Annotated in this window: 18 protein-coding genes and 1 pseudogene; 15 read left to right on the top strand and 4 right to left on the bottom strand. The window is 61.8% G+C overall.

What is annotated here, in order from left to right; translation table 11 throughout:
- Positions 1–17 precede the first annotated feature (17 nt).
- Positions 18–5,216: a beta strand repeat-containing protein gene (locus IE187_RS13600; RefSeq protein WP_189676707.1), complete on the top strand. Its 5,199-nt coding sequence runs from the start codon at positions 18–20 to the stop codon at positions 5,214–5,216.
- A 145-nt stretch (positions 5,217–5,361) separates the two neighbouring features.
- On the opposite strand, the pseudogene IE187_RS13595 reads toward IE187_RS13600, so the two are convergent.
- From IE187_RS13595 to istA, 3 genes and pseudogenes are all read right to left on the bottom strand, one after another.
- Positions 5,362–6,239 (bottom strand): annotated as a pseudogene (locus IE187_RS13595) (transposase).
- Positions 6,240–6,324: 85 nt separating this feature from the next.
- Positions 6,325–7,161, bottom strand: coding sequence for an IS21-like element helper ATPase IstB (gene istB / locus IE187_RS13590; RefSeq protein ID WP_229839432.1), 837 nt, complete (start codon positions 7,159–7,161; stop codon positions 6,325–6,327).
- 5 nt (positions 7,162–7,166) lie between these two features.
- On the bottom strand, positions 7,167–8,669 hold the full coding sequence (gene istA / locus IE187_RS13585) for an IS21 family transposase (protein WP_189676705.1): 1,503 nt from the start codon (positions 8,667–8,669) through the stop codon (positions 7,167–7,169).
- A 496-nt stretch (positions 8,670–9,165) separates the two neighbouring features.
- On the opposite strand from istA, the gene IE187_RS13580 reads away from it, so the two are divergent.
- The 14 genes from IE187_RS13580 (at position 9,166) to IE187_RS13515 (ending at position 22,948) form a co-directional block, all read left to right on the top strand.
- Positions 9,166–9,465: a PaaI family thioesterase gene (locus IE187_RS13580; RefSeq protein WP_308435288.1), complete on the top strand. Its 300-nt coding sequence runs from the start codon at positions 9,166–9,168 to the stop codon at positions 9,463–9,465.
- Between the two features lie 1,036 nt (positions 9,466–10,501).
- Complete coding sequence (locus IE187_RS13575) at positions 10,502–11,179, top strand: lytic transglycosylase domain-containing protein (protein ID WP_189676703.1); 678 nt, start codon at positions 10,502–10,504, stop codon at positions 11,177–11,179.
- Positions 11,167–11,532: a TrbC/VirB2 family protein gene (locus IE187_RS13570; RefSeq protein WP_229839409.1), complete on the top strand. Its 366-nt coding sequence runs from the start codon at positions 11,167–11,169 to the stop codon at positions 11,530–11,532. Before IE187_RS13575 ends, IE187_RS13570 begins: the two co-directional genes overlap by 13 nt.
- 5 nt (positions 11,533–11,537) lie before the next feature.
- Entirely contained in the window at positions 11,538–11,882 is a 345-nt protein-coding gene (locus tag IE187_RS13565; RefSeq protein ID WP_189676702.1) for a VirB3 family type IV secretion system protein, read from the top strand.
- Positions 11,875–14,280: a VirB4 family type IV secretion/conjugal transfer ATPase gene (locus tag IE187_RS13560; RefSeq protein WP_189676701.1), complete on the top strand. Its 2,406-nt coding sequence runs from the start codon at positions 11,875–11,877 to the stop codon at positions 14,278–14,280. The genes IE187_RS13565 and IE187_RS13560 overlap by 8 nt, the downstream gene beginning before the upstream one ends.
- Positions 14,281–14,363: 83 nt before the next feature.
- Entirely contained in the window at positions 14,364–14,999 is a 636-nt protein-coding gene (locus IE187_RS13555) for a type IV secretion system protein (protein ID WP_189676700.1), read from the top strand.
- A gap of 273 nt (positions 15,000–15,272) precedes the next feature.
- Positions 15,273–16,268: a TrbL/VirB6 family protein gene (locus tag IE187_RS13550; protein WP_189676699.1), complete on the top strand. Its 996-nt coding sequence runs from the start codon at positions 15,273–15,275 to the stop codon at positions 16,266–16,268.
- An 11-nt stretch (positions 16,269–16,279) separates the two neighbouring features.
- A complete protein-coding gene (locus IE187_RS13545) occupies positions 16,280–16,612 on the top strand; it encodes a hypothetical protein (RefSeq protein ID WP_189676698.1) in 333 nt (110 codons plus the stop codon).
- 5 nt (positions 16,613–16,617) lie between these two features.
- A complete protein-coding gene (locus IE187_RS13540; protein WP_189676697.1) occupies positions 16,618–17,304 on the top strand; it encodes a VirB8 family type IV secretion system protein in 687 nt (228 codons plus the stop codon).
- On the top strand, positions 17,301–18,158 hold the full coding sequence (gene virB9 / locus IE187_RS13535; protein WP_189676696.1) for a P-type conjugative transfer protein VirB9: 858 nt from the start codon (positions 17,301–17,303) through the stop codon (positions 18,156–18,158). Before IE187_RS13540 ends, virB9 begins: the two co-directional genes overlap by 4 nt.
- The gene (virB10, locus tag IE187_RS13530) at positions 18,155–19,333 is read left to right on the top strand and encodes a type IV secretion system protein VirB10 (RefSeq protein ID WP_189676695.1); all 1,179 of its coding nucleotides are present in this window, start codon (positions 18,155–18,157) and stop codon (positions 19,331–19,333) included. Before virB9 ends, virB10 begins: the two co-directional genes overlap by 4 nt.
- Before the next feature lie 19 nt (positions 19,334–19,352).
- Positions 19,353–20,363, top strand: coding sequence for a P-type DNA transfer ATPase VirB11 (gene virB11, locus IE187_RS13525; RefSeq protein ID WP_189676694.1), 1,011 nt, complete (start codon positions 19,353–19,355; stop codon positions 20,361–20,363).
- On the top strand, positions 20,353–22,170 hold the full coding sequence (locus IE187_RS13520; protein WP_438810931.1) for a type IV secretory system conjugative DNA transfer family protein: 1,818 nt from the start codon (positions 20,353–20,355) through the stop codon (positions 22,168–22,170). The genes virB11 and IE187_RS13520 overlap by 11 nt, the downstream gene beginning before the upstream one ends.
- Positions 22,163–22,948 carry an LPD7 domain-containing protein gene (locus IE187_RS13515; protein WP_189676693.1) on the top strand — a complete coding sequence of 262 codons (786 nt, stop codon included), beginning with the start codon at positions 22,163–22,165 and terminating at the stop codon, positions 22,946–22,948. Before IE187_RS13520 ends, IE187_RS13515 begins: the two co-directional genes overlap by 8 nt.
- 215 nt (positions 22,949–23,163) lie before the next feature.
- Here IE187_RS13515 and IE187_RS13510 read toward each other — a convergent pair whose 3' ends face one another.
- Positions 23,164–23,742, bottom strand: coding sequence for a Chromate resistance protein ChrB (locus IE187_RS13510; protein ID WP_189676692.1), 579 nt, complete (start codon positions 23,740–23,742; stop codon positions 23,164–23,166).
- Positions 23,743–23,747 lie beyond the last annotated feature (5 nt).

Genomic DNA, 23,747 nt, shown 5'->3' with positions numbered 1-23,747 from the left:
TCAAAAGGATCGTTAACATGGCTCATCGTTCGTTGGTTCGCCTCGCTATCGGCTCGCTGTTGGGCGGTGCGTCGCTATTTGGATTAACCACCGCCGCACAGGCGTCGCACGTGCTGTTCTCAACCGACGCGGCGCTTTCGGGGCAGGACATCGAGATCGGGCACGATGTCACCATCGGCAGTGGCACGACGCAAATTACACTCGATAATGGCGCAATCGCTTCGTTCGTGGATGCGGCGCAATTTTCGGTGCAGCCCGATGGTTCGATCAATCTGCGTAAGGGCACGGTCACAATTGTCTCGCCGACCGGAACCGTTGTCGATGTGCACATGCCCGACGGCGTCAAAGGATCGGTCGAAGGCGTCAATGCCTCGGCAAGTTTTTCGGTTGGGGTCAATGGCACTCACGGCAGCGTGCTCGGCGGGCGGGCACTGATCGCAGCAAGCGGCGTCGCGCGCGCCTTCACCATCGGCACTTTCTGGTCGGCGCAGGCCGGGCATGGTCCCGCTCAGGTCATCGCTGCCGATCCGGCGCGTGTGCCGTCGGCCACGCTGGTCATGCCGATGCGTCAAGGCGGCGTCGCGGCGGCGGCGCAGAACGGAATCCCGACCGCGCTCGGCGTATCGCTGGCGGCGATCGGCGCGCATGGCGATATTCTCGACGCGGCGCGCCGTGTCGATGCCTATGACCGCAACCCCAGCCTCGCGGCGTTCCCGCGCAGCGATTACAATGCACTGATCGCTTACGCGGCGCAGGCGAGCAGCCCGTATGGCGGCGCAGCGTTCAATGGCGCGGGCGCCGATATCGTTCGCACCTATTTCCAATATCTGGCACGTGGCGGTGTCGCGGCTGATTTCCGCACCGGCTATGCGACGATCCTGCTGTCTTATCTCGATTTGCTCCGCGCCGGCGCGCTGCCGTCAAGTTTTACCCGCGCAACGCAGCCGCAGTTGACCGCCTATCTCGCATTTATAGGACGGACCGAGAAGTTCGGCACGCTGTCGGCCGCGAACCGCAATCTGCTCGACGCCTATCTCACCTTCCTGTCGGGCGGCGGTGCGCCCGACGGGTTCAGCGGCCGGGCGACGTCGCTCGGCACGGCGTATCTCGACTTTATCCGCAGCGGGGGCAGCCCGGCAAGCTTTGCGCAGGCGAGCCAGTCGGTCGTGTCGCAATATTTGTTGATCCTGCAATCGGGTGCGATCCGCAACCAGCTGTCGGTCACCAATCAAGCGTTGCTCGATGCCTATCTTGCTTCGGTGTCGAAATCGGGGGACGGGCTTGCGTTCTCGACAACAGCGGCGACGTCGCTGGCCGCCTTCACCGTCTATTTGAACGGCGGCGGCCTGCCCAGCGGATATCGCGTCGTCGATGAGGCAACCTTGCGGTCCTATCTCGAAACGCTCGACGCCACCGGTTTGTTCGACCGTGTGCTCGGCACCCAGTCGGCCTTCTTGCGCACCTATCTCGTCTATTTGCGCACGGGGGCCAGCGCCGACACATTCGACCGGTTGCCGATCAACGTGCTGACGGCACAGGCGGCCTCACTCAACGCTTTTGCGGTCTATCTGAACGGTGGCGGACGGCCTTCGGGCTATACCGCGCTGACGGCGGATCAGATCACGAGTTATCTCGCGGCGCTGCAATTGTCGGGCCGTTTCGCGCTGACCGGGGCCAATGCCCAGCTCTTCACAGATTATTATGCGTTCTTAATCGGCGGCGGTCAGCGCGATGCGTTCGCCAGACTGCCGATCAATGTGCTCACCGGACAGGCAACGGCGCTAAACGCTTATTACAGCTATATTCAGGGCGGCGGCACACCGTCGCTCTATGGCGGCCTGACGCAGACGCAGATCATCGCCTATCTAACCGAATTGCGCAATTCTGGGCTGTTTGGATCGCTGCTTGGCGTCAACGCCAGCTTCCTGTCGGATTATTACGCCTATCTGGCGACCGGCGGCAATCCTGACATTTACGCGGGGCTGCCTAATGTCGATCTGAATGCCTATGCCACGCGGGTCAACGCCTTTGTCGCTTATCTGCGCGCGGGCAACTTGCCCTCGACATATGGAGCGCTGACCGTCGATCAGGTTCGCGCGTATCTGAACGCGCTGTCGTCATCGGGGCAGTTGACGGTGCTGCTCGGAAGCGATGCGACGTTCCTGAGCAGCTACCTGACCTATCTCCAGGGCGGCGGTGCGGCGGATCAATTCACCGGCCTTCCGATCAATATTTACCGGGGCTATAGCGCGCAGCTGACGGCGTATTTCGCCTATCTCAACGGCGGCGGCTTGCCTTCAAACTATACGCTGCTGACAGCGGCACAGATCCGCACGTACCTCGAAACACTGCAAACCAATGGTCAGTTCGTATCGCTGCTCGGCGCGAACAGCGCGTTCTTCACGCAATATCTGGTCTATTTGACTGGGGGCGGCAGCGCGGACACCTTCACCGGCCTGCCGATCGCGAGCTATACCTCCTACACGTCGCAGTTGACTGCGTTCGTTGCTTATCTGAACGGTGGCGGGTTGCCGTCGGCTTACACGGCACTCACTCAGGCGCAAATCCGATCCTATCTTGAAGCGTTGCAGGCGAGCGGGCAATATGCGACTCTACTCGGCGCGAACGCGAGCTTTTTTACGAGCTACCTCGCCTATCTGACGAACGGCGGCACTGCCGACACGTTCACCGGATTGCCAATCGTTACCTACCGCAATTACGCGACCGCGCTAAACGCATATTACGTTTATCTTCTCGGTGGCGGGCGCCCTTCGGGCTATACCGTTCTGACGCAGGCACAGATCAAATCCTATCTCGATGCCTTAGCGGCAGCGGGGCAAGCAACGGTGCTGCTTGGCGACAATGCGTCGTTTTTCAGCGGGTATCTGACATATCTGGTCGGCGGCGGCGCGGCGGACCAATATGCCAGCTTGCCTGCGACAGGAGGTGGCACGGTCGGCACTATAGCTGCAACGCCGCCTCCAATCTACCGCGGCGGCTTCCCTGCGACCGGTGGCCACGTATTGGCGGCCGTGGATAATGGCAAAGACTTTACGGATGTCCTCAGAATTTCTGTGAACACGACGACGGGTGTGTTGGGTTCGGTTGTGGAGCCGATTAACTATTTCGGCATAGGAACCGCGACGGCTGTTGACGTTGCCGGTGATGCCAGTGCCATTATCGGACGATATACGAACGGCACAACTTACGGTAACAATGGCGGATACGTCGTCGGCGCGACTGGCATTCCTTATGTCGTGTTGGCACCCAAGATCGGTGCCCTGCCGACTGCGGGAACGATTTCCTATTCAACACTTGCGGCAACCCAGCCAGTCGCGTCCTTAAGCTCGGGTACGCCTGGTACGTTCTTGGGGCAGTTGTCGATCTCCTTTGGTGCGATGCCCACGTATACGCTCGATGGATCGCTCACCATGCCAGAGGCGAGCGGCTCAAAGATGTATACTTTCGCTTCCGCAAGAAACGCCAGCCTGAGCATATTTACGAACAGTGTTAGTTTTGTCGCAGGTCTTTCCGGAAATGGCACCGCATGTGCGTCAACATCCTGCAGGATCAACTTCTTTGGTAACTTTGCAGGCGCGAATCCGGCAAACCGGGTCGGCTTGATCTATCTGACGACCGATCCGGCAACTTATAACAGCGTACCGATCCGGGGTGCGGTCATTTTCGGCGCAAACGGGACTTTTACCCCCGCGACAGTGACCCCGCCGGTCCCATCGACATCGCTACTTAGCGGACCCGTCAACGCGCTTTGGTTCAACAACAATGGCGACACTTACAGCTATGCCGGTGCCGTGGCAGCAGTGGGCGGCAATGGCGTGATTGACAGCCTGACCCAGTCAGCCGCACCGGTGCCTTCGATCACGCGGAGCAACGCGAGCGCGGTTGACTATGGCTATGCCACGTCCGCCGCAGGCAGCGTGGTGGCTTGGAACCGCTGGGCTTCTGGCACACCCGTCGAGACAAATCTGCAACTGCGCCCGCTGTCAGCGACCCAATCGACTTATATCACGATCGGGACCGCGCCGACGAATAAACCCGCGAGCGGAATCGTCAGGTATAATCTGCTCAGTAACATCGCGCCGACCGTCCGGAATGGCAGTGCTGCACCGGGCACGTTTAACGGCTCAATGTACGTCAATTTCGGCACCAACCTGATCGGTTATGATTTCCTAGTCAACATCGGCGGCGTCGCCTATACGTTGCGCACCGGGCCGAACCCAACCAATCCGACAGACAGCACGTCTTATTTTGATAGTAACGGCCTGATCCCGCGCACCCTACTTACGATCACTGGCGGGATTTCCAACGGTGCCTCGGTCACGGGACGATTTTTCGGCAACGGGTTCACGCAGGCCGGGATCGATTATCAGTTCGGCGCGCTCGCCTTTGGTCCCGACCTTGTCAACGGATCGGCGATCTTCGGATCGGGCCCACAGACTGTGACGTCGCCACAAGTGACCCCTGCGCCGTTCGTTTCGACGTACGTGCCGCCTGCTACATCCGCGCTCCCCGCGCCAACCGGGACCGATATCGGTTTTCGCGTGCGCGCCGTCGGCAAGCTTTTTAGCGCTGGGACGACAACGCGGTATGCCGAAGGAACCTTCACCGACGACCTGGCACCAATTGTCGCCAATGCAGACGGACAGCTGCAATCGAGCAGGCTCGGTTCGAGCATGATCACGCGCGGCACTGCAGCAAATGTCGATTATGGCACCGTAGGCGGTGTCATCGGCTGGTCTCGCTGGGCAGGCGGGACAGTGCAGTACGGCAGCGTTGCAACCGATGTGCCCACCAATGGCGGGTTCAGCCATATTTGGGGCAGTCCGGCTACGGCGATACCCGCGACGGGGACCGCATTGTATACGATGGTCGGCGGTACAAAGCCAACCGACCCGTCGGGCGTCTTGGCTCCGGGCAGCGTCATCGATGCAAAATTCGCGGTCTCTTTTGCAAACAGTCAAGCGGGTTTCGATGCACAGATCGCCATCGGCGGCTCAACTTACGCCATTGGATCGCAGGGCGGATCGGCCAACCCGACGATGTCGGTGTCGGGCTCGGGAACCTTCAGCTCCAACAATGGCGGGCTCATTTACGGCTTCCTGGCAGGTCCGGGGGCCAGCCATGCTGGCGTCAGCTATTATATCAACGGCGCGACCCCTTTCACCGGCGTAATCGCCTTCGCAAAGGGGCCGTAGGTTCCTGGCCGCTCATCCCTTCGCCAGAAACTGATCGCCTGAAGGTGCCGATTTGGAGGCGTTGTGAGACGAATGTGGCAGCGTGCTGTGTACGGCGATGCCAATCGGCGATGAGCCAAAAATCGCGAGCTAGAGCGGTTTCTGATCAGGCTGCATCGTTACCTGCGGCTGCGAAATAGTTCGAGCATTCCTGGGGCGAGTAGAGGTCGACGATGCGGCCGATGGCATTCCAGAGGCCGTGGATGGTCCGCTCGGCCGCCTTTCGCAGGTGTGCCTTCAGTTTTGAGAAGGCCATCTCGATAGGGTTGAAGTCGGGGCCGTAGGGCGGAAGCAACAGGAGCCTGGCACCTGCGGCTTCGATGGCGGCGCGCACGGCCGGCGCCTTATGGCTCGACAGGTTGTCCATGATGACGAGGTTGCCAGGTGAGAGTTCGGGCACACGCACGCGGGTCACGTAGGTGGTAAAGGCATCACCGTTCATCGGCCCATCGAGAACCCAGTGCCCGTGCGGCACGCCGGCCCGCAATCGTTCACCGCGTGGCTTCCTGCCATAGCGACGCGCCATGTTTGTCGATGCCCAGGTCTCATCGATGAAGATGAGCTGCTCGGGATCGAGATCGAGCTGACCGTCGAACCATTTCTCGCGCCGCTTCAGGATGTCGGGACGATCCTGCTCGGTCGCGTGCGCTGTCTTTTTTTGCGCGTGATCCCGCGCCGCGCGAAGAACCGCCATATCGTGCCGAGTGCGACCTCGGTACCGTGATCGGCCAGAAGTGCCTGCAACTCGGCCAAGGTGATGTCTGGCGTCGCCTTGTAAGCCTCCAGAATCAACTCGGCATGCGCCTCGATCCTCATCGTCCGTCGATCTCCGCCCTGCTGCTGTGGCGCCGGCGTTCCGTACTGGCTTGCACGCTACTGCCATCGGACGGCGATCGCAGCGCTGACACCGAACCGTACCGCGGCCTGCCGACGTGACAGACCCCCTGCGATCGCCGTTACAACTCTATCCCTGTGGCGCGACAATCTGGGTGAGAAGCGCGACAATCAGGATGAGAACTGATTGTCGCGGCGCGACAGGGATGGCGGGTCTGTTTGTCGCTGGCAAGATTTATGTGGCGGTCTGATTGTCGCTGGGCATCGACTGCTCGACCGTTTTGATTGTCGCGTAGGTCGGCGGTCGTCCGGCACCGGTGCGTCGCTGGACGGCGGTGCGGCGTCGGTAGCTCTCGACGTTCATCTCGAAGATGGTGGCGTGGTGGACGAGGCGGTCGACGGCCGCGAGGGTCATGGCGGGGTCGGGGAAGATCCGGTTCCATTCGCCGAACGGCTGGTTGGCGGTGATGAACATCGAGCGTTGCTCGTAGCGCGCGCTGATGAGTTCGAAGAGGACCGATGTCTCGGCCTGGTCCTTGGTGACGTAGGCCATGTCGTCGAGGATCAGCAGATGGTATTTATCGAGCCTGGCGATGGCGGCCTCCAGCGTCAGCTCGCGACGCGCGACCTGGAGCCGCTGGACGAGATCGGAGGTGCGGGTGAACAGCACGCGCCAGCCATTCTCGATGAGCGCGAGACCGATCGCGGCAGCGAGGTGACTCTTGCCGCCGCCCGGCGGGCCGAACAGGATAAGGTTGGCGCCCTGTTCGAGCCAGCCGTCGCCAGCACAGATCGCCATGACCTGGGCGCGCGAGATCATCGGCACGGCATCGAACGCGAAGCTGTCGAGCGTCTTTCCCGGTGGGAGCTTGGCCTCGCCGAGATGCCGCTCGATGCGACGTCGATCGCGTTCGGCGATCTCATGCTCGGCGAGCGCGGCCAGGAAGCGGGCAGCGGGCCAGCCCTCCTTGTCCGAGCGCGCGGTGAGCTCGGGCCAGCTGTGCTTGATCGCGGGAAGGCGCAGGTCATTGAGGATGAGGGTCAGACGCTGCGCGTCGATCGACTGTGTCATGCTGGTCATGCCGCCACTCCGTTCAGGAGGATATCGTATGTGCTGAGCGATACCAGCGTGACGACCACCTCGGGGAGTGTCGCGGGGTCTGGCGCGAAGCGCCGGCGCAATGCCGCCATGTCCGGTAGCCGACTGGCATCGAGATCGGTCGTCAGGATGTCGGCGAGCTCTGCCTCGCAAGCCCGCTCGTGCGCGAGCGCGAGCAGCTCGACCATCGTGCGACAAGCGATACGATCCGGCAGCTGCTCGAGCAGCCGATCGAACATCCGCCGATACGCCTCGCGCGGGAACAGCTGCTCGCGGTAGACGATGCCGATCAGCGCCATCGGCTTGCGCCGCAGCGAGTGGATCACATGACGATAATCGACCACATCGCCGTGCTTGCCGTTCCCGGCGGATCGCCCGCGCATAAGCGTCATCAGCCTGGTGGCGCCCAGGAAGACGTCGAGCCGATCGTCATAGAGCCGGACGCGCAGACGGTGCCCGATCAGCCGCGAAGGGACGGTGTAGAACACCTTGCGCAACGTGAAGCCGCTGCTTGAGGTGACGGTGACGATCACCTCCTCGTAATCGCTGGTCCGGCGGTCGGGTAGCAGCTTGAGGTGGGCGCGCTCGGCATCGATCCTTGCTGCCGCCCGGCGGTTCTTGGCAGCGATCACCTCGTCGATGAACCGACGATAGGCGGCCAGGTTGTCGAACGCGGCGCTGCCGCGCATCAGCAGCGCGTCGCGCACGATCTTCTTCAGATGACCATGTGCGCTCTCGACCGATCCGTTCTCATGCGCGACGCCGCGGTTGTTGCGGCTCGGCGTCATGCCGTAATGCTCGCACAGCGCATCGTAGCGGCGGGTCAGATCGGTCCGAGCGTCAGCATCAAGGTTGCGGAACGCAGCCGACAGGCTGTCGCTGCGATGATCGAGCGGGCTGCCACCGAGCGCCCACAGGGCGTTCTGCAGCCCTTCAGCGAGCGCGACATAGCTCTCGCCGCCGAGGATCACATGGGCATGCTCGAACCCCGACCAGACGAGACAGAAGTGATAGAGCCGATGGTCGAGGCGCACGCCGGCAACGGTGACGTCGAGATCGGCCATATCGGTGAAGTCCGACAGTCCCATCCGGCCCGGCTCGTGGGTCTGGCGGAAGATCACCTCCTGCTCCTCGCCATGGACCGCTCGCCAGTCGCGGATGCGCCGCTCCAGCGTCCGCCGGATCCCAGTGCCAAGATCAGGGTGGCGCCGCAGCATCTCCTCGAACACCGCAACGGCGCGAAGGCCGGGCGCTTCTATCAGCAGCGGCACGACCTCGGCGTCGAAGATATCGGCCAGGGGATCGGGGCGGCGTCGTCCCCGAACCGCCTCCTTCTGCGATGGTAGCTGCGGATCATGCGCGATCCGATATCCGGTTGCCGTGCTGAACCCGGCCTTGGCAGCCGCTGTCGCGACGCCGTCACTGTGTCGGAACTTCATATAGAGCCTCATCTGATGATCGTTGATGTGGCGACCGGGCATCTGCGGCTTCCCCTGCGAGAGAGGAAGCCGGGAATACCCGACCGACCGTGATCATCAGCGGCACGCCCCCTCAGGAACGCGCAATCGGGAGGGGCTGCGTCGGCTCCGGGCTACGCCCTGCGCCGCCGCAGCCCCTCCCGATCCTCATCCTGGTTGTCGCGCGTTCTCACCCTGATCGTCGCGCCGCACTATCCCGAAGATCTACCGATAATGCTCGCGCCGTCCATGCCAGCCTCCTCCACCGGCATGGATCCTGAATCAGGAAACCACGGCGGCGGGAATCCCTTTTTGATTCAGCACGGTGAGAAACCGCTCTAGACCCTTCGACCTTGCTGATTGCTCGCCCTTGGGCAGACCAACGATGACCAAGCCCGATTTGCCCGACAGCGCTGAGGCTATGCTTGACTATATTTGCGCACGGTCTGTCCGAGCATCGCCCTTCATTTCCTTTCTCGGTGTACAGTTGGTTCACTGCTGGTAGGGAGAGGCTGAATTGGTGATGCCGATCCGACCCGACCTCACCCAACATCGTGGGACCGTCCACGGCGGGGTCATCGGCAGCTTGGCCGACAATGTCTGCGGTTATGCAGTGGCGTCGGTGGCGGGCGCCATCGTAACGTCGAGCTATACGCTACACTTGCTGGCGCCCACCATCGGCGAACGAATTCGTGCATTCGGACGCTCCATCCACGCTGGCGGCCGGCTCGCCACTGCGACGGCCGACCTGTACGCGGAAAACGGCGAAGACCGCACCCTCGTCGCCACCGCGTTCGCGACCTTCGTGCTCTTTCGCTAGCTTAACCTGGTGCCTACGAGACCGGCAACAGTTCAGAGCATGATCGAGGCTGCGACACCATGCACGGATCAGCCTCACACCCCTGATGGTGCAAATCTGGCTGCCCCGCTCTGGCTGCATTTGCGATCGGAGTGGTCGGCCGACTCCGGCCCATTGAACTTTTGTGCAGCAACCGCCAAAGTTGCCATGCAGTGCGGTGAAACCCGACTGTGAGGCTTAGTAACCTCGGAATCTCGCGACCGGTCAGCTTCGCTGGCCGGGTGGCTGTCGCGCATGTCCAAGGCTCTGCCCAAAGGCGGCAGCGCCTGTGCGCGAGTCCAGGTTACTAACACCCGGCTCGGGTGACGCCTCCCTAATGTGAGGAGGCCGGCAATGATCGTCCGATATAGGCAACTGTCACCGTCATCGATCGGCCTGTCTCAGCGCGTGAAATCGCGTCGCGCTGCGAGGTGCTCAATGATTGCCGCAGCGCAAACCCCCAAAGCGATTATAAGTGATTTCGCTGCCGAGGTGATCGAGTCGTGACGGCAGCGAAATTACCTGTTTTAGCTGATCGGGGGAGAGACAGTGAGATGGACGAGCCGCTAATACTGGAAAGGGAATTGACAACGTTTCGACCACCTGCCGGTGAAATTGAATCTGTAAAAATCCTCCAGCGCGAAGACTGCACCTGGTATCTAAAGCTCGGGATAAGCTGGAAGGCCGGTCATGAGCATGTCGTGTGCCATTACGACAAACGCAAACTCAAGAGTTATAGCTCGATCGTATCGGCGGTTCGTCACGTCTGCGATACCTACGATTATAACGGACGTATAATTTTATTTCCGCACAAGGGGGCATCCATAAAATAGACTGAAACAGCGCCTTGCACTAAATCCTAAGTGATATATGGTAATTTCACTTGAGGAGGTCAGGCGATGGCGAGCATCGGCATAAGGACCAATATCACAAGCCAGCCGGCGGCCACCGCCGAGTTCCGGATGACTCTAGCAATCTTGCTAACCAGCGCCCGTGACCGCTACGGCAGTATTTCCTGATGGGCTACGCTGCGACAGCCATCCTGGGATTGGCGTCGCAGTGTGCTCCAAATGTAGCGCCGCAAACCGTGGCTGCTATCGTTCAGACTGAAAGCCACGGTGACCCGTGGGCCCTCAACGTTAACGGCGCGAGGCAGCCTGCGAGCCCGAAAAGCGTAGCCGATGCGATTTCAATCGCGCAGCGATATGTAGCGGCCGGATATTCGGTCGATCTCGGACTCGGCCAGATCAACTCGCGCAACATGCGAAAGCTCGGCCTGACCTGGGAAACGGTCTTCGACCCCTGCACCAACATCACCGCTCTCGGGCGTGTCCTGTCTGAAAGTTACCGGGCAGTGGCCGAGGGCCGACACCCGCAGACAGCTCTGCGTCTGGCGCTCTCAATGTATAACACCGGCGACGCCTCGCGCGGCTTTCGCAACGGGTATGTCGCCAAGGTGGTCGGCAATGCCGGAGCGACTGACCGCGCGCCTAGTGACCTGCGCGCTGCGCCGCGATTGGTAGCGGCAAATGCCGATGTCCGGAGCGCGATCCTCGAAGAGAACGAAGCTCGCTCGGTCGAAACGGCGATGATCTCGCCGCCGCCCGCGTGGAACGTCTTCGAGCGCGCTGCCTACAATCGCACGGCACCTACCCACTCCGCCAGACACGAAGGGTCGATCCTATGGACACGTTGAGCAAAGCCGGGCGCGGTATCGGGACGTGGCGTTCGACATGGACAGCCCACTTTGCGTCCATGTCGCCGCGCCGCCAGGGCTTAATCATGTGGAGCGTTGCGCTCGCGCTCGTCGTGGTCGTTTCGGTCTTCAATCCCGATCCCGCCTATGCTCAGAACCTCGAGAGTTTTGCCGGCAAGGTACGCGCGCTGCTTTCCTCAACGCTGCTACGAACGCTTGCCGTAATCGCCGTCATTGTCTGCGGCCTGCTCTGGTTCACCGGCCGAGCCTCTACGACCGTTCTCGTCACCGTCATCATCGGCATCGCCATTGTCTTTTCGGCGGATTCGATCGTCGGCCTGATCGCGGGCTGACCCAGATGAACGACGGCATCGAAACCCTGGTCAAGAACCCGCTGTTCCTCGCGGTAACGCGCCCCGCGCTATGGGCGGGCATCCCGATCGAGGCGGCGGTATTGTTGCTCATTTCCAGCGCGTCGGTGCTGATCTGGAGCAACAGTCCGGTCTATGCCGCGATCGTCGTCGCCTTCGGCTATTCGATCTCGCGGCTGATCGTCCGGCACGACGTCAACGCCTTTCGCCTGCTGTTCCTGTGGGGCCGGACCAAGCTCGGCAACCGCAACCGGTCGTTCTGGGGCGGGAGCAGTTACACGCCCCTCCCCCTGACTGGCCTGCGTCGCAAAGGCTTCGGTAGAAATGGCTAAGGCGCTCGCCTCAAGCCTGCTCGGTGCTGGAGCTGTGCCGCTCAAGGTGGCGCAGCGCGAGGTGACGCCCGCGAAGTTCCTGCCATATGCGCGCCATATCAACGAAGACATGGTGGTGCTCGATTCCGGCGACATCATGCTGACGTTCGAGCTGCAAGGCCGCGCGTTCGAGACGGCCGACGTCCGCGACCTCAACGACTGGCATACCAAGCTCAACGGGATGTTCCGGAACCTCCACGACGAGCGGCTGTCGATCTGGACGCACCTGATACGGATGCGCGTCGAACAATATCCCGGCGGCAAGTTCAAGTCGGGCTTCGCTGCCGATCTCGACCGGGCCTATTTCGAACGAATGAACAGGGAGCGGATGTTCATCAACCGCTTCTTCGTAACGCTCGTCATGCGGCCCGCAGCAACGAGCGGCGACAAGTTCATCCAGCTGTTCAAGCGCAAGGTGTCGTCGGGCAAGCAGCAAGGTCCAATGCTCGACGAAGCGCTTGTCGAATTGCTCGACGACAAAGGCCGCGATTTCGAGAAACTGATGGCACGCTGCGAACCGCGCCGCTGTGCGATCTACGAGCATCGCGGGCTGATGTTTTCTGAAACGATGGAAGTCGCCGACATGGTGATGACCGGTCGCCACCGCCGTGTCCCCGTCGTACGCGGACACTTGGGCGGTGCGCTCTACCGCTCGCGAACGATCTTTGGTGCTGAAACCATCGAAGTGCGCGACGCGGACGCGTCGGCATTCGGCGGAATATTCGGCATTCGCGAATACCCGGCGCAGACTACGCCGCGCCAGTTCGAGTCCTTGCTGTCGGTCGATTTCGGGTTCGTCCTCACGCAATCCTTCTCGTTCCTCGGGCGCGCTACTGCGACCGAGAAGTTCCGGCTGCGGATGACGCAGATGGACAATGCCGGCGACCGCGCGATCAGCCAGGCCGACGAACTCATCGATGCGGGCGACGATCTGATGTCGAACCGCTTCGTGCTGGGCGATCATCACTTCACGCTGGCGGTTTATGCCGACTCGTTGAAGGCGCTGCGCGAACACATGTCGGTCGCGCGCGCCGCGCTCGCTGATACCGGCATGGTCGCCGCGCGCGAAGGCGCGGCACTCGAAGCGGCCTATTGGTCGCAGCTCGTCGGCAATTTCGCGTGGCGGGCACGCCCTGCCCCGATCACCTCGCTGAACTTCGCCGCGTTCGCGCCACTGCATACCTTCCCTGCGGGACAGGCGGCCGGCAACTACTGGGGCGACGCGGTTGCGTTGCTCAAAACCACCGCGCGCAGCCCTTATTTCTTCAGTTTCCACAAAGGCGATCTCGGCCACACGCTCATCATCGGCCCCTCGGGCGGCGGCAAGACCGTGCTGCTGAACTTCCTGATGGCGCAGGCCGAAAAGACCGGCGCGCGGCAAATCTTCATCGATAAGGACCGAGGCGCACAGATCTTCGTACAGGCAAGCGGCGGCACTTATCTGGCGCTCCACAATGGCGTCCCGACCGGTTTCTCGCCGTTGAAGGCACTCGCGAACGCTCCCGAAGACAAGACCTTCCTGTCCTCATTCGTCCGTCAGCTCGTGCGTGCCGACGGCAAGCCGATCACAGTGCAGGAAGAACGGCTGATCGAAGACGGCATCAACGCGGTCATGAAACTCGACGTCGCCAGCCGCTCGCTCAGCGCGTTGCGCTCGATGCTCGGGATGAAGGATGCCAGCGGCGTCGGCGCGCGTTTGGAAAAGTGGACTTCGGAAGGTTCGCTCGGCTGGGTGTTCGACAATCCGGCCGATTCAATGACGCTGAATTCGCGGTTCGTCGGCTTCGACATGACCGACTTCCTCGACAATGCCGACATTCGCACGCCGGTCATGCTCTACCTGTTTCACCGCATCGACCAGCTTCTTACCGGTGAGCGGATGATTATCTGCATCGACGAATTCTGGAAGGCGCTCGGCGACGACGCCTTCCGCAGCTTCGCGCAGGACGGCTTGAAGACGTATCGGAAGCGCAACGCGGTGCTGGTGTTTGCAACCCAGTCACCCGCCGATGCGCTCAAGAGCGACATCAGCCATTCGATCCTCGAACAGGTCGCCACCAAGATCATGCTGCCGAACCCGTTCGGTGCGCGGCGCGATTATGTCGACGGGTTCGCGCTGAGCGAGGCCGAGTTCAAGCTCGTCCGCGAAGACCTTGCGCCCGAAAGCCACAAGTTTCTGGTCAAGCAGGGTCACGATAGCGTTGTGGTCGAGCTCGACCTGAGCGGCCTCGACGAGGCGTTGGCGGTCCTGTCCGGTCGTGCGGAAACCACCGCGATCGTCGATGAAATCATCGCGGAAGTCGGCACCGATCCCGCCGTCTGGCTGCCGCTGTTCCACCAACGGCGGCGGCCAAGTTGAAAGACAGTCACATGAAGAAAACGATCTTCGCCCTGTCCGCCGTAATGGCGATTGCCATGCCGCTCCCCGCACTCGCGCAGGGGATGCCGGTCCACGACAGCGCCAATCTCCTCCAGCAGATCAATGCAGTTCGGCAGGCGCTTCAAGTGGTCGAGCAGGGCAAGACGCAAATCGCCGAAGCGCAGAAGCTCTATCAGGATTTGAACAAGCTCACCGACATCCCCGCGCTCGCGCAACAACTCAAGACCGACGCGCTGCGCCAACTCGATACATCTCCATCGTCGCTGCAAGGGTTCGGGTCCGGCGACCTCAACGTCGTCGGCGCTGCGCGCGGCAAGGCCGACGCCGTCTATCGCGGCCTGCTCGCGCAACTGGGTGTTGGCGGTTCGGACCAATCGCGTGCGGCATTCGACCTGAATGCTCGCAACATCGGTATCCAGGCGGGGCTGGCCGAAAACATGGGCACGGCGGTGACGTCGCGCGCGCAAGGCCTCGACCAATTGCGGAGTCGGCTCGCGTCGGCAGGCACGTCGAAGGAGGTCGCCGACCTTTCAGCCCGGCTCCAGCTCGAATCCGCAGCGATGCAGAATGACCAGCTTCGTTTGCAGGCCATCGCCTTGCAGCAGCAAGCGCAGGAACGCGAGCGGGCAGCAGCCGGTCAGGCGGCGCTGGCGCAAAAGATGGACGCGGCGGGTCGCTATTACCGAGGTGAAAAGTGATCCGATCAACGCCTGCGGCGATCGGCCTTCTCCTCGCGGGGTGCGGAACCGCCCCGCCCCCGTCGGACATGCCCGCGCGGACATGGAAATACTATGTCGCCCATCCCGCCGAGATCGCGCCGATGCAGGCAATCTGCAGGCAATGGTCAGGGGCGAACGCACCCGCAGAAACGCAACCAGCGGTTGTCACGACCAACTGTCGTGCAGCCGGATTCGCTAAATCAATGATCAAATTGCCAAGCACCGGTTCCAATTGAGAGGCTGAGTCACGTCATGGACTTCACTGGCCACGTTTTCACCACCATGTTCGAGGCGCTGAACGGCGCGCTCGCGGGCATCGTCGGGAAATACGCGGCGGTGATCGGGATCGTCGCACCGGCGCTGCGGATCGGCATCGTGATCTACATCTCGCTGCTCGGCTACGCGATCATGCGCGGGGCGGTGCAATACCCGTTCCGCGAGTATGTTTATCGCAGCGTCCAGCTCGCTTTCCTCTATTTCGCGGTTACCTCGCTCTACGGAACGCAGATTGGCCTATTCGCGCTCGGTGGGCTGCCAAGCCAGTTCGCAACGGCGCTGGGCGGCGCGGACGTCGGTGGCCTCGGTGGCTTCTATGACAAGCTGGCAGGGAGCGGCTTCACCACCGCGAACACCATGCGAAAGATCGCGGCAACGTATCAGGAAACACAAGGCACCCTGCCCGATATCGGCTATGCGGTGCTTTCGGGATTTCTCGTTGTGCTCGTCATGGTGGCGACGCTGCTGTGTGCCGCAATCGGCTTTGTCATCAGCGCGTTCGGGTTGTTTGCGTTGGCGCTGCTATCGGTTGTCGGCCCGCTCTTCGTCGCCGCATTGCTGTTCGAGTCCACGCGCGGCTATTTCTTCGCGTGGCTCGGCGCCTGCATCAATTTCCTGATGCTGATCGTCTTCGCGCTCGTCCTGACGCTGTTTCTCACGCAGGTCGGCGAAGCCATCCTGACCACGATTTCCGAGAACGACGAAATCGGCCAAGCGGCAATCAAGGTGCTGGCGTTCTACGCGCTGGGCTTCTTTTTCTTCCTGCAAATTCCCGGCCTCGCCGCCTCACTCGGCGGCGGCGGCCCGGCGCTCGCCAACCAATTCGCGGCAGCGGTCACCGCAGCGGGCGGCTTTGTCGCCGGTCACGGGCTGCAAGGCGCACGCGCTGGCGAACGCGCAGCCGCGCAGGGCATCGCACGCGGCATCGCCCGTTACCGTGGATCGGGTTCGATCAGTCGTGGTCAGACATGAGGAACAGAGCAATGGATCGCTTCTTGAAGTTTGCCGTTGCCGGTCTGGTTGTCGTTGCGCCGATTGGTGCCTCAATGGCTGCGGCGAAAACGCCCAAGCTCGCGCGCTGCGACGGCAAGAGCCGTCGGCCCGCCAATCCCTATGGCTCGATCCTCCCGAGCGTCGATCCAGTAAGTGGCACGGTGGTTCCGGCATCGGCGCGACCCGGCGGTGTCGACGTCTTTCCGCAAGTCGATCGAGAGAAGCCGGGTCCGCCAGCGCCGTCGCCAACCGACGATAAGACGGCACCGCAGGTCCCACCGATCAGCGCGATCGACCCGTCACCCAAATCCGGGAGTTGCTAAACGTCATGGCAGGCGGTGTCACCGACAAGGACGACCTCAAAGCCTATTTCGCCGAAGCGGCGAGCTGGGATCATGACCGGCTGCTTGCCGCCAACCGCTCGAAGCGACTGGCATGGCTCGTCGCCGGGATTGCCGGCGGTCTGGCCATTACCGGCGTCGCCGCCGTGGCGATGCTCACCCCGCTCAAGACCGTCGCGCCCTATGTCATCACGGTCGACAAGGCGACCGGCGCGAGCGAAATCACCGCGCAGCTCTCGGGCGACAAGCGCCTCAGCTATAACGAGGCAGTCTCGAAATACTTCCTCGCCGACTATGTCCGCAACCGCGAAGGCTGGATTCCGCAAGCCCGCAAAGAGTTTTTCGAGGGCGTGCTGGCGATGTCTGCAAGCGACGAACAGGCACGCTGGATCGCCTTTTACGGCAAAGACAATCCCAAGTCGCCGCAAGCGGTGTTCACCGATCTCGATACGGTATTCATCGCCGTCAAATCGGTGACGTTCGTCTCGAAGGATGTCGCACAAATCCGCTTCACCAAGACACACCAGCGCGGGTCGATCACGACCGACACCCCCGCGATCGCCACGGTCACGTTCGACACCACCGACACGCCGACCACCGAGCAACAGCGGTTCAAGAACCCGCTGGGCCTGGAGGTGCAGACCTACCGCGCCGACCTGGAGGTCACACAATGAAGACTTTGCTCATCTGGGCAGGCGCTGGTTTGGTCATGTTCAGCGTTCCGGCATCGGCTGCCGAAACCCCGCGTTCTTCCGGCCAGGATCAGCGCATCCGCGATGTCGTCTATAGTGAAACTCAGGTCTTTCGCATCGTCGGCGTTTTCCGGTCGGCGACCCAAATTGTCTTCTCACCCGGCGAGCGCGTCGAGCATGTCGCGCTCGGCGACACTGTCTCGTGGGAAGTCGCTCCGGCCGAAAACTCATTGTTCATCAAGCCGCGCGAACTGGCAGGTTCGACGAACCTGATCGTGCTGACACGCTCGTCGGCAGGGGTCCGCACCTACACGTTCGAACTTAGCGCGCGGCGCGGCGCGATCGGCGCGCACACCGCCGATACGTTCTTCAAGGTCGTGTTTCGATATCCGCTCGAAGAGGCCGCCGCCGCCAAGGCGGCGGCAACGCAGGCGACCTACGCCCGCGCCGTGGCGCTGCAAGCTGGTGCAATTCGCTCGGCGCTCGATCTTGCGGTCCTCGAAGGCAAGCGCAACCTGCACTATAGCGTGCAGGGATCATCGGCGATTCAACCGTCTGAAATCACCGACAACGGCCAGTTCACGGCACTGCGGTTTCCGAACCAGCGCGAATTACCTGCCTTCTTCGCGGTCAATCCGGACGGCAGCGAAACCATCGTTCCGTTCGATGTCCGCGACGAGTTCGTCGTGATCCACGGCGTATTCGGACAGCTTCGGCTGCGGCGCGGCAAGGATGTGCTCTGCGTCTTCAATGAAGCGAAGGATTTCTACGGGCGCGACCCGAAGACGGGGACCGCCTCTTCGGTCGTCGAACGCACGACGGAAGGACAGCGATGACCGATCATGCTCCAGGCGAACGGTTCACCGTCGATCAAACGCCAGATCCCGGCGACATCGAACGCAGCCCGACAACCGAGCGGGCCAACAAGATGCCGCCGATCGCGGGTGCTGCGATGGACCCCAAAAAAGTCATCGGCCTCGCCGCTGCCGCCGGAGCGGTGATGTTCACGGTGCTGGCGCTGGGTTCGGGCATCACCGGCAATTCGGCATTGCCTGTGGTCAAGCCCAAGCCTGCGCTCGGACCGGCGCAATATGATCCCAATACGGTCATTGCCCCGACACTGGCCGCCGCGGCGACCGATCCCAATGCCCCGATCGCGCTGACGGCGACGGAAGTCCCGCCGATCCTCGGACAGTCTGGCACGCCAGGCGGCCCGCCACCGGTAACACCGCAGATGCGGCAAGTGTCGCAAGCGCAGATGCTCCGCGAAGCGTCACGGCGATCGTCGCTGATTGCCTATGGTGGCGAGCGTGGCGCCACCGAAAACCCGGCACTGGCGATTCAACGCCAGGACCCGGATGCGGACGGCCGCGCCGCACCCCGCGATCCGACCAATCTTGACCGACTACGCCGTGCTTCGGTTATCGGACAGGCACAGGCCCGCCCCCTGCCCGACCGCAATTTTCTCGTAACAGCAGGCACGTTCATTCCGTGCGTGCTGCAAACGGCGATGGACAGCAGCCAGCCGGGCTTCGTGACCTGCATCATTCCTCGCCCGGTCTATTCCGACAATGGTCGCGTCGTGCTGATGGAAAAAGGCACCAAGGTCTTCGGCGAATACCAGGGTGGCCTCAATCGCGGCCAATACCGGCTGTTCGTGCTGTGGAACCGCGCGGTCACGCCGCGCGGCATTGCGATCGACGTCGCCTCACCTGCCACCGATGCGCTCGGACGCAGCGGCCTCGATGGCCGCGTCAATACCTTCTTCTGGCAACGCTTCGGTACTGCGTTGCTGTTCAGCCTCGTCGAAGATGCTGCGACCATCGGGAGCCAAGCGGTTGGCAGCAATGCTGCAAACACGACGCGCGTCCCGTCCGATGCGGCATCGACGGTCTTGCAGCAAAACGCCGACATCAAGCCCGTGCTGCGGAAGAACCAGGGTGAGGATGTCGGCATCACCGTCGCGCAGGATTTCGACTTTTCGAGCGTTTACGGCCTAAGTTTAAAGTAATGGAAGATCGGGGCAAATAATGGCCGCGCCTGGCAAGAACACCGCTGTCCTCGACAGCGTGACCGCGCCGCTTCGTCGGCATCTCGATGATGCCACAGTCACCGAAGTCGTCATCAACATACCGTGCGAAGTCGGCATCGAGCGGCGCGGTGGCTGGACGTGGGAAAGCGAGCCTGCGCTCGATTTCAAGAACCTCATGGCGCTGGCGACGGCGGCGGCTGCCTATACCGCGCAGGACATCACCAGAGAAAATCCGATCGTCTCGACGATTTTCCCCACCGGCGAACGTGTGCAGATCATCGTGCCGCCTGTCGTTCCCGATGAAACCGTATCAATCACCGTCCGCAAGCCATCGACCGTCACACTGACGCTCGCTGACTTCGAGGCAGCGGGCCTGTTCGAGCAAACCCGCATCACCCAACAGGCGGTCTCGGTGCATGAGCGGGACTTGCTCGCTCTGCTCCGCGATGGCCGCCACGTCGAATTTCTCACTGCCGCCGTCGAAGCGCGGCTCAACATCCTCATTTCGGGCGCGACCGGCTCGGGCAAGACCACGCTGTCAAAGGGGCTGATTCAGCTCATCCCGCCGCACGAGCGATTGCTGACGATCGAAGACACGCGCGAACTCGTCGTTCCCCACCGCAACGTCGTGCACCTGCTCTATGCCAAGGATGGCCAGGGCACCGCCAACGTCACGGCGAAACATCTCCTCGAAAGCGCGCTCAGGATGCGGCCCGACCGTATCCTGCTTCAAGAGCTGCGCGACGGGACCGCCTTCTTCTATCTCCGCAATGTCAATTCGGGGCATCCTGGGTCGATCACGACGATCCACGCGGACTCGGCCGACCTTGCATTCGAGCAACTGACGCTGCTGGTGAAGGAAAGCGAAGGCGGGTCCGACCTCGCGCGCGACGACATCCGGGCGCTACTCAAGATGCTCGTCGATATCGTTATTCAGATGAAAAAGGTCGATGGCGAATTTCGCGTGACCGAGATCTATTACGATCCGGAGGCGCGCCGTGCAGCCTGAACGCAGCGCGATGACTTGGGCGATCGGTGGGCCGCTCGCGCTCGTGATGGCGTTCCTCGTCGCCAGCATGATCGCGTGGATCGTGCTCGGGCTGCCGGTCGCGGCTTACGATCCGCTCAAGATGCCGGGCTTCTTCTGGTATTATCGCGGCGACCCGCAGGTCGTCCGCGCGATTGCAGGCGGGCTGGTCGCCGGCACGCTCCTGCTGGGCGGGCTTATCTACGCATTGTGGGCAAAAAACCCGGCGCTCCACGGTGCAGCCCGCTTCGCTACCGAACGCGAGTTACGGCGTCACGGCTTCCGCGCAGCCTCCGGCATCGTTGTAGGCCGCAAGCGCGGAAAGTTCCTGACCTTCGGCGGGTCCGAACACGTCATCGTCGAAGCCCCGACGCGCTCGGGCAAGGGTGTCGGCATCGTCATTCCGAACCTGCTGACCTGGCAGGGTTCGGTCGTCGTTCTCGACGTGAAGCGCGAGAATTACGACGCGACGGCGGGATTCCGCAGCGCTCACGGTCAGGCAGTCTACCTGTTCAATCCAACCGAGCGCGAAGGCCGTACGGCGCGCTACAACCCGCTGTCCTATATCGACCGCAGCAATCCCGATGACATCATCATCGAGCTGCAAAAGATCGCGACGATGTTGTTCGTCGCGCCTGAACATGGCGAAGCCTTTTGGGCGAATGGCGCGCGTACTGGCTTCACCGGCGTCGGGGCGTATCTCGCCGAAACGAAGGCAAACCCGCTCACGCTCGGCGAAATCTACCGCCACATGACTGACGGCGATGTCCGCGACTTCTTCAAACGCGAACTCGCCAATCCGGGGCTTTCCTTGTCGATCGGCTGCCGCACGGCGCTCGCCGACTTCGCCGGCGGGTCGGACAACAGCTTCGCCGACATCAAGAAGACGATTACCAACGTGCTCGGACTTTGGCTCAACCCCGTCGTCGATGCGGCGACATCGGTCAGCGATTTCGACCTGCGTGATCTTCGCAAGCGCCCGATGTCGATCTACCTCGGCGTATCGCCTGACGAACTCGACCGGATCGCGCCACTCTACAATCTGCTGTTCCAGCAACTGATCGACTTGAACGTCCGCGACCTGCCCGACGATACGACCCCCGTCCCGGTGCTTGTCATCCTTGATGAGTTTGCCCGGCTCGGTCGCGCGTCGGTTATCGCCAGCGCCTTCTCCTATGTCGCGGGCTATGGAATTCGCCTGTTGCCCGTCATTCAGTCGCGGTCGCAACTTCGGGGCGTCTACGGCGAGCATGTGGCCGACGAAATCGTCGCCAATTGCGGTGTCGAGGTGGCGTTCACACCCAAGGAACTACGCGTCGCTAACGACCTGTCGGAAAGGCTCGGCTATCTGGGTCAGGATAGCGTCACCAAGTCGCTGACGATCAACGGGTTGCTTGCCAATCGGTCGAAATCGATCTCCGAACACCGCCGTGCGCTGCTGCTGCCGCAGGAGCTTATGCAGTTTCCGCCTGCGAAGCTGATCCTGCTGCGCGGCGGCGTTCCGCCAATTATCGGCGACAAGATCGTCTATTACAAAAGCCGCTTCTTCGGGGCGCGGGCCTTTCCCGCGCCGGTCGTGCCAGCGATCTCGCGGAAGCTCACCGCGCCGACCATATTGGGTCCGTGTCGCGACATGACCGAACAGGAAGCATCGGGAACCGTCGCGCTGCCGTCGGCGATCGACGACATCTACACCAGCGATGCCTACAGCACGTTCGTCGATGTGCAGACATTGGAGGACGGCGGCGCAATCATCGGCATCATTGAAGAGGGCGACGAACATGGCTGACAAGCTCGAAGGTGATGCCCCTTCTGGGCAAGCACGCAATATTACAGCGAAACCTATCGTCCTGAAGCGGACACCGGCAAAGCCGAAGCGCAAGCCGGAAACGCCGACGATCACTGACGATTTGACGGGCAAGTTCCTGCGCGTCGGCAACAAGCTCTACCGGACATCCGACGACAAAACCCCTATCGTCAAGCTGGAACCCGACCGGCTCAAGACGAGCAACATCGACGCCTTGCCCGACATCGTTCGGTTGGCCAAGGCTAACGGATGGACGTCGCTCAAGGTCAATGGTGGCGATCAGTTTAAGCGCGCCGCCTACCTTGCTGCTGCCGCACAAGGGCTGGCGGTCGAGAACTACACGCCGTCCAAGGTCGTCGAAGCCGAAGCCGGTCGCCTCCGCGCACGCCTGGAGGCGCGTGACCAGCGCAGCGAAGCCAAGACAGCGGGCGTGAAGCTGCCGCAAGCAGGCGATGAAGCGGTGTCCGGCAAAGCGCTGGCCGAACGGTTTCTGGCGCAATCCAGTGAACAGAACGCCCGCGACCCCGAACTTCGGCGCGCCCAAACACTGGTCGCTCAAACGATGTCGATTGCGCGGGCGCGTTACCCGGACGATCCGGTCAAAGCGGCAAAAGAGGTCGAAGCCAAACGGCAGCAAATTGGCCTGCGGATCACGACGGGCGACAAGATTGCAGGGGTACAAATTCGCAATCAGCAGGCACAGCGCGTCCGCGAAGTAACCCAGGATCAGGCATTAAAGCGAAGCGGCCCTTCGCGTTGAGGTAAGCGGAACGACGACTTCGGTGGGAAACGGAACGTCCGATTTGGAGCGATGGTTCGAAGTAATCTGACATTCGTTGTCGCACCTCAGGACATCAGCTACCCGCGGCAATGTCGGTCATCCAATCCGACTGCAACCCATCCCGAACACGGCAGTTCCAACGCGGGAAAGTGTTGTAGAACCTTCGACCGCTCGCGTCTGATGCGCGTTGCAAGTTACCGCTGCGTCACGCCCTCGTAGACAAAAACCTGCTCACTGAACACCTTCAGCGCAGCGGCGCATTTTGCGAGATGCGCCTTGGCCTGAGCGATCCGTCGGTCAGGAAAAAAGTCGCGTGGTTCGATCTTGGCTAGCCACTCAATTAGTTTTTCGAGGTCGTGTTCAATTTCTTCAAGTTCGGCGAAGGTAAATTTTCGCTTCTTCGTTTCCTTCTCGATTTCGGCGATCAGCATATCGGCGCGTTCGGCAAACTCATCATATTCGCGTCCCCGGTCCGCCCGCGACTGCGCGACAAGTGCCTCGGTTTCGTTCAAGTCAAGCGGATCAGCAGTAAAGATGGCCGCGCGGCCGCCTTGTTCTCGAACTTTTGACGCAGCTTTGCCGAACAGGTCGGCGTGTATTTGTGAATACGGCAAGGCCCAAGCACCATTGACGATCCCGATCGCACCCACGCCGCGCAGTCGCCGCCAGAGAGCAACCCGCGCGCTCGATGGCTCCGCAGGCAATTGAACGTGCAGCAGCAGCCAGCTTCGCTCGATGGTCAAGATGCCTTTGAAACAGGTGTTGCAGTCCAAAGAGG

The organism is Sphingomonas glacialis (assembly GCF_014653575.1).
Classification (GTDB): Bacteria; Pseudomonadota; Alphaproteobacteria; order Sphingomonadales; family Sphingomonadaceae; genus Sphingomonas; species Sphingomonas glacialis.
This window is presented reverse-complemented; position numbering and strand designations above follow the sequence as displayed.

What these genes read in the sequence shown, in the direction of transcription:
- IE187_RS13545 (WP_189676698.1), top strand. Translation starts at nt 16,280, where the DNA reads ATGGATCGCTTCTTGAAGTTTGCCGTTGCCGGTCTGGTTGTCGTTGCG.
- virB9 (WP_189676696.1), top strand. Translation starts at nt 17,301, where the DNA reads ATGAAGACTTTGCTCATCTGGGCAGGCGCTGGTTTGGTCATGTTCAGC.
- virB10 (WP_189676695.1), top strand. Translation starts at nt 18,155, where the DNA reads ATGACCGATCATGCTCCAGGCGAACGGTTCACCGTCGATCAAACGCCA.
- istA (WP_189676705.1), bottom strand. Translation starts at nt 8,669, where the DNA reads ATGCCCGGTCGCCACATCAACGATCATCAGATGAGGCTCTATATGAAG.
- IE187_RS13600 (WP_189676707.1), top strand. Translation starts at nt 18, where the DNA reads ATGGCTCATCGTTCGTTGGTTCGCCTCGCTATCGGCTCGCTGTTGGGC.
- istB (WP_229839432.1), bottom strand. Translation starts at nt 7,161, where the DNA reads ATGACACAGTCGATCGACGCGCAGCGTCTGACCCTCATCCTCAATGAC.
- IE187_RS13555 (WP_189676700.1), top strand. Translation starts at nt 14,364, where the DNA reads ATGCCGGTCCACGACAGCGCCAATCTCCTCCAGCAGATCAATGCAGTT.
- IE187_RS13515 (WP_189676693.1), top strand. Translation starts at nt 22,163, where the DNA reads ATGGCTGACAAGCTCGAAGGTGATGCCCCTTCTGGGCAAGCACGCAAT.
- virB11 (WP_189676694.1), top strand. Translation starts at nt 19,353, where the DNA reads ATGGCCGCGCCTGGCAAGAACACCGCTGTCCTCGACAGCGTGACCGCG.
- IE187_RS13570 (WP_229839409.1), top strand. Translation starts at nt 11,167, where the DNA reads ATGGACACGTTGAGCAAAGCCGGGCGCGGTATCGGGACGTGGCGTTCG.
- IE187_RS13575 (WP_189676703.1), top strand. Translation starts at nt 10,502, where the DNA reads ATGGGCTACGCTGCGACAGCCATCCTGGGATTGGCGTCGCAGTGTGCT.
- IE187_RS13540 (WP_189676697.1), top strand. Translation starts at nt 16,618, where the DNA reads ATGGCAGGCGGTGTCACCGACAAGGACGACCTCAAAGCCTATTTCGCC.
- IE187_RS13565 (WP_189676702.1), top strand. Translation starts at nt 11,538, where the DNA reads ATGAACGACGGCATCGAAACCCTGGTCAAGAACCCGCTGTTCCTCGCG.
- IE187_RS13550 (WP_189676699.1), top strand. Translation starts at nt 15,273, where the DNA reads ATGGACTTCACTGGCCACGTTTTCACCACCATGTTCGAGGCGCTGAAC.
- IE187_RS13560 (WP_189676701.1), top strand. Translation starts at nt 11,875, where the DNA reads ATGGCTAAGGCGCTCGCCTCAAGCCTGCTCGGTGCTGGAGCTGTGCCG.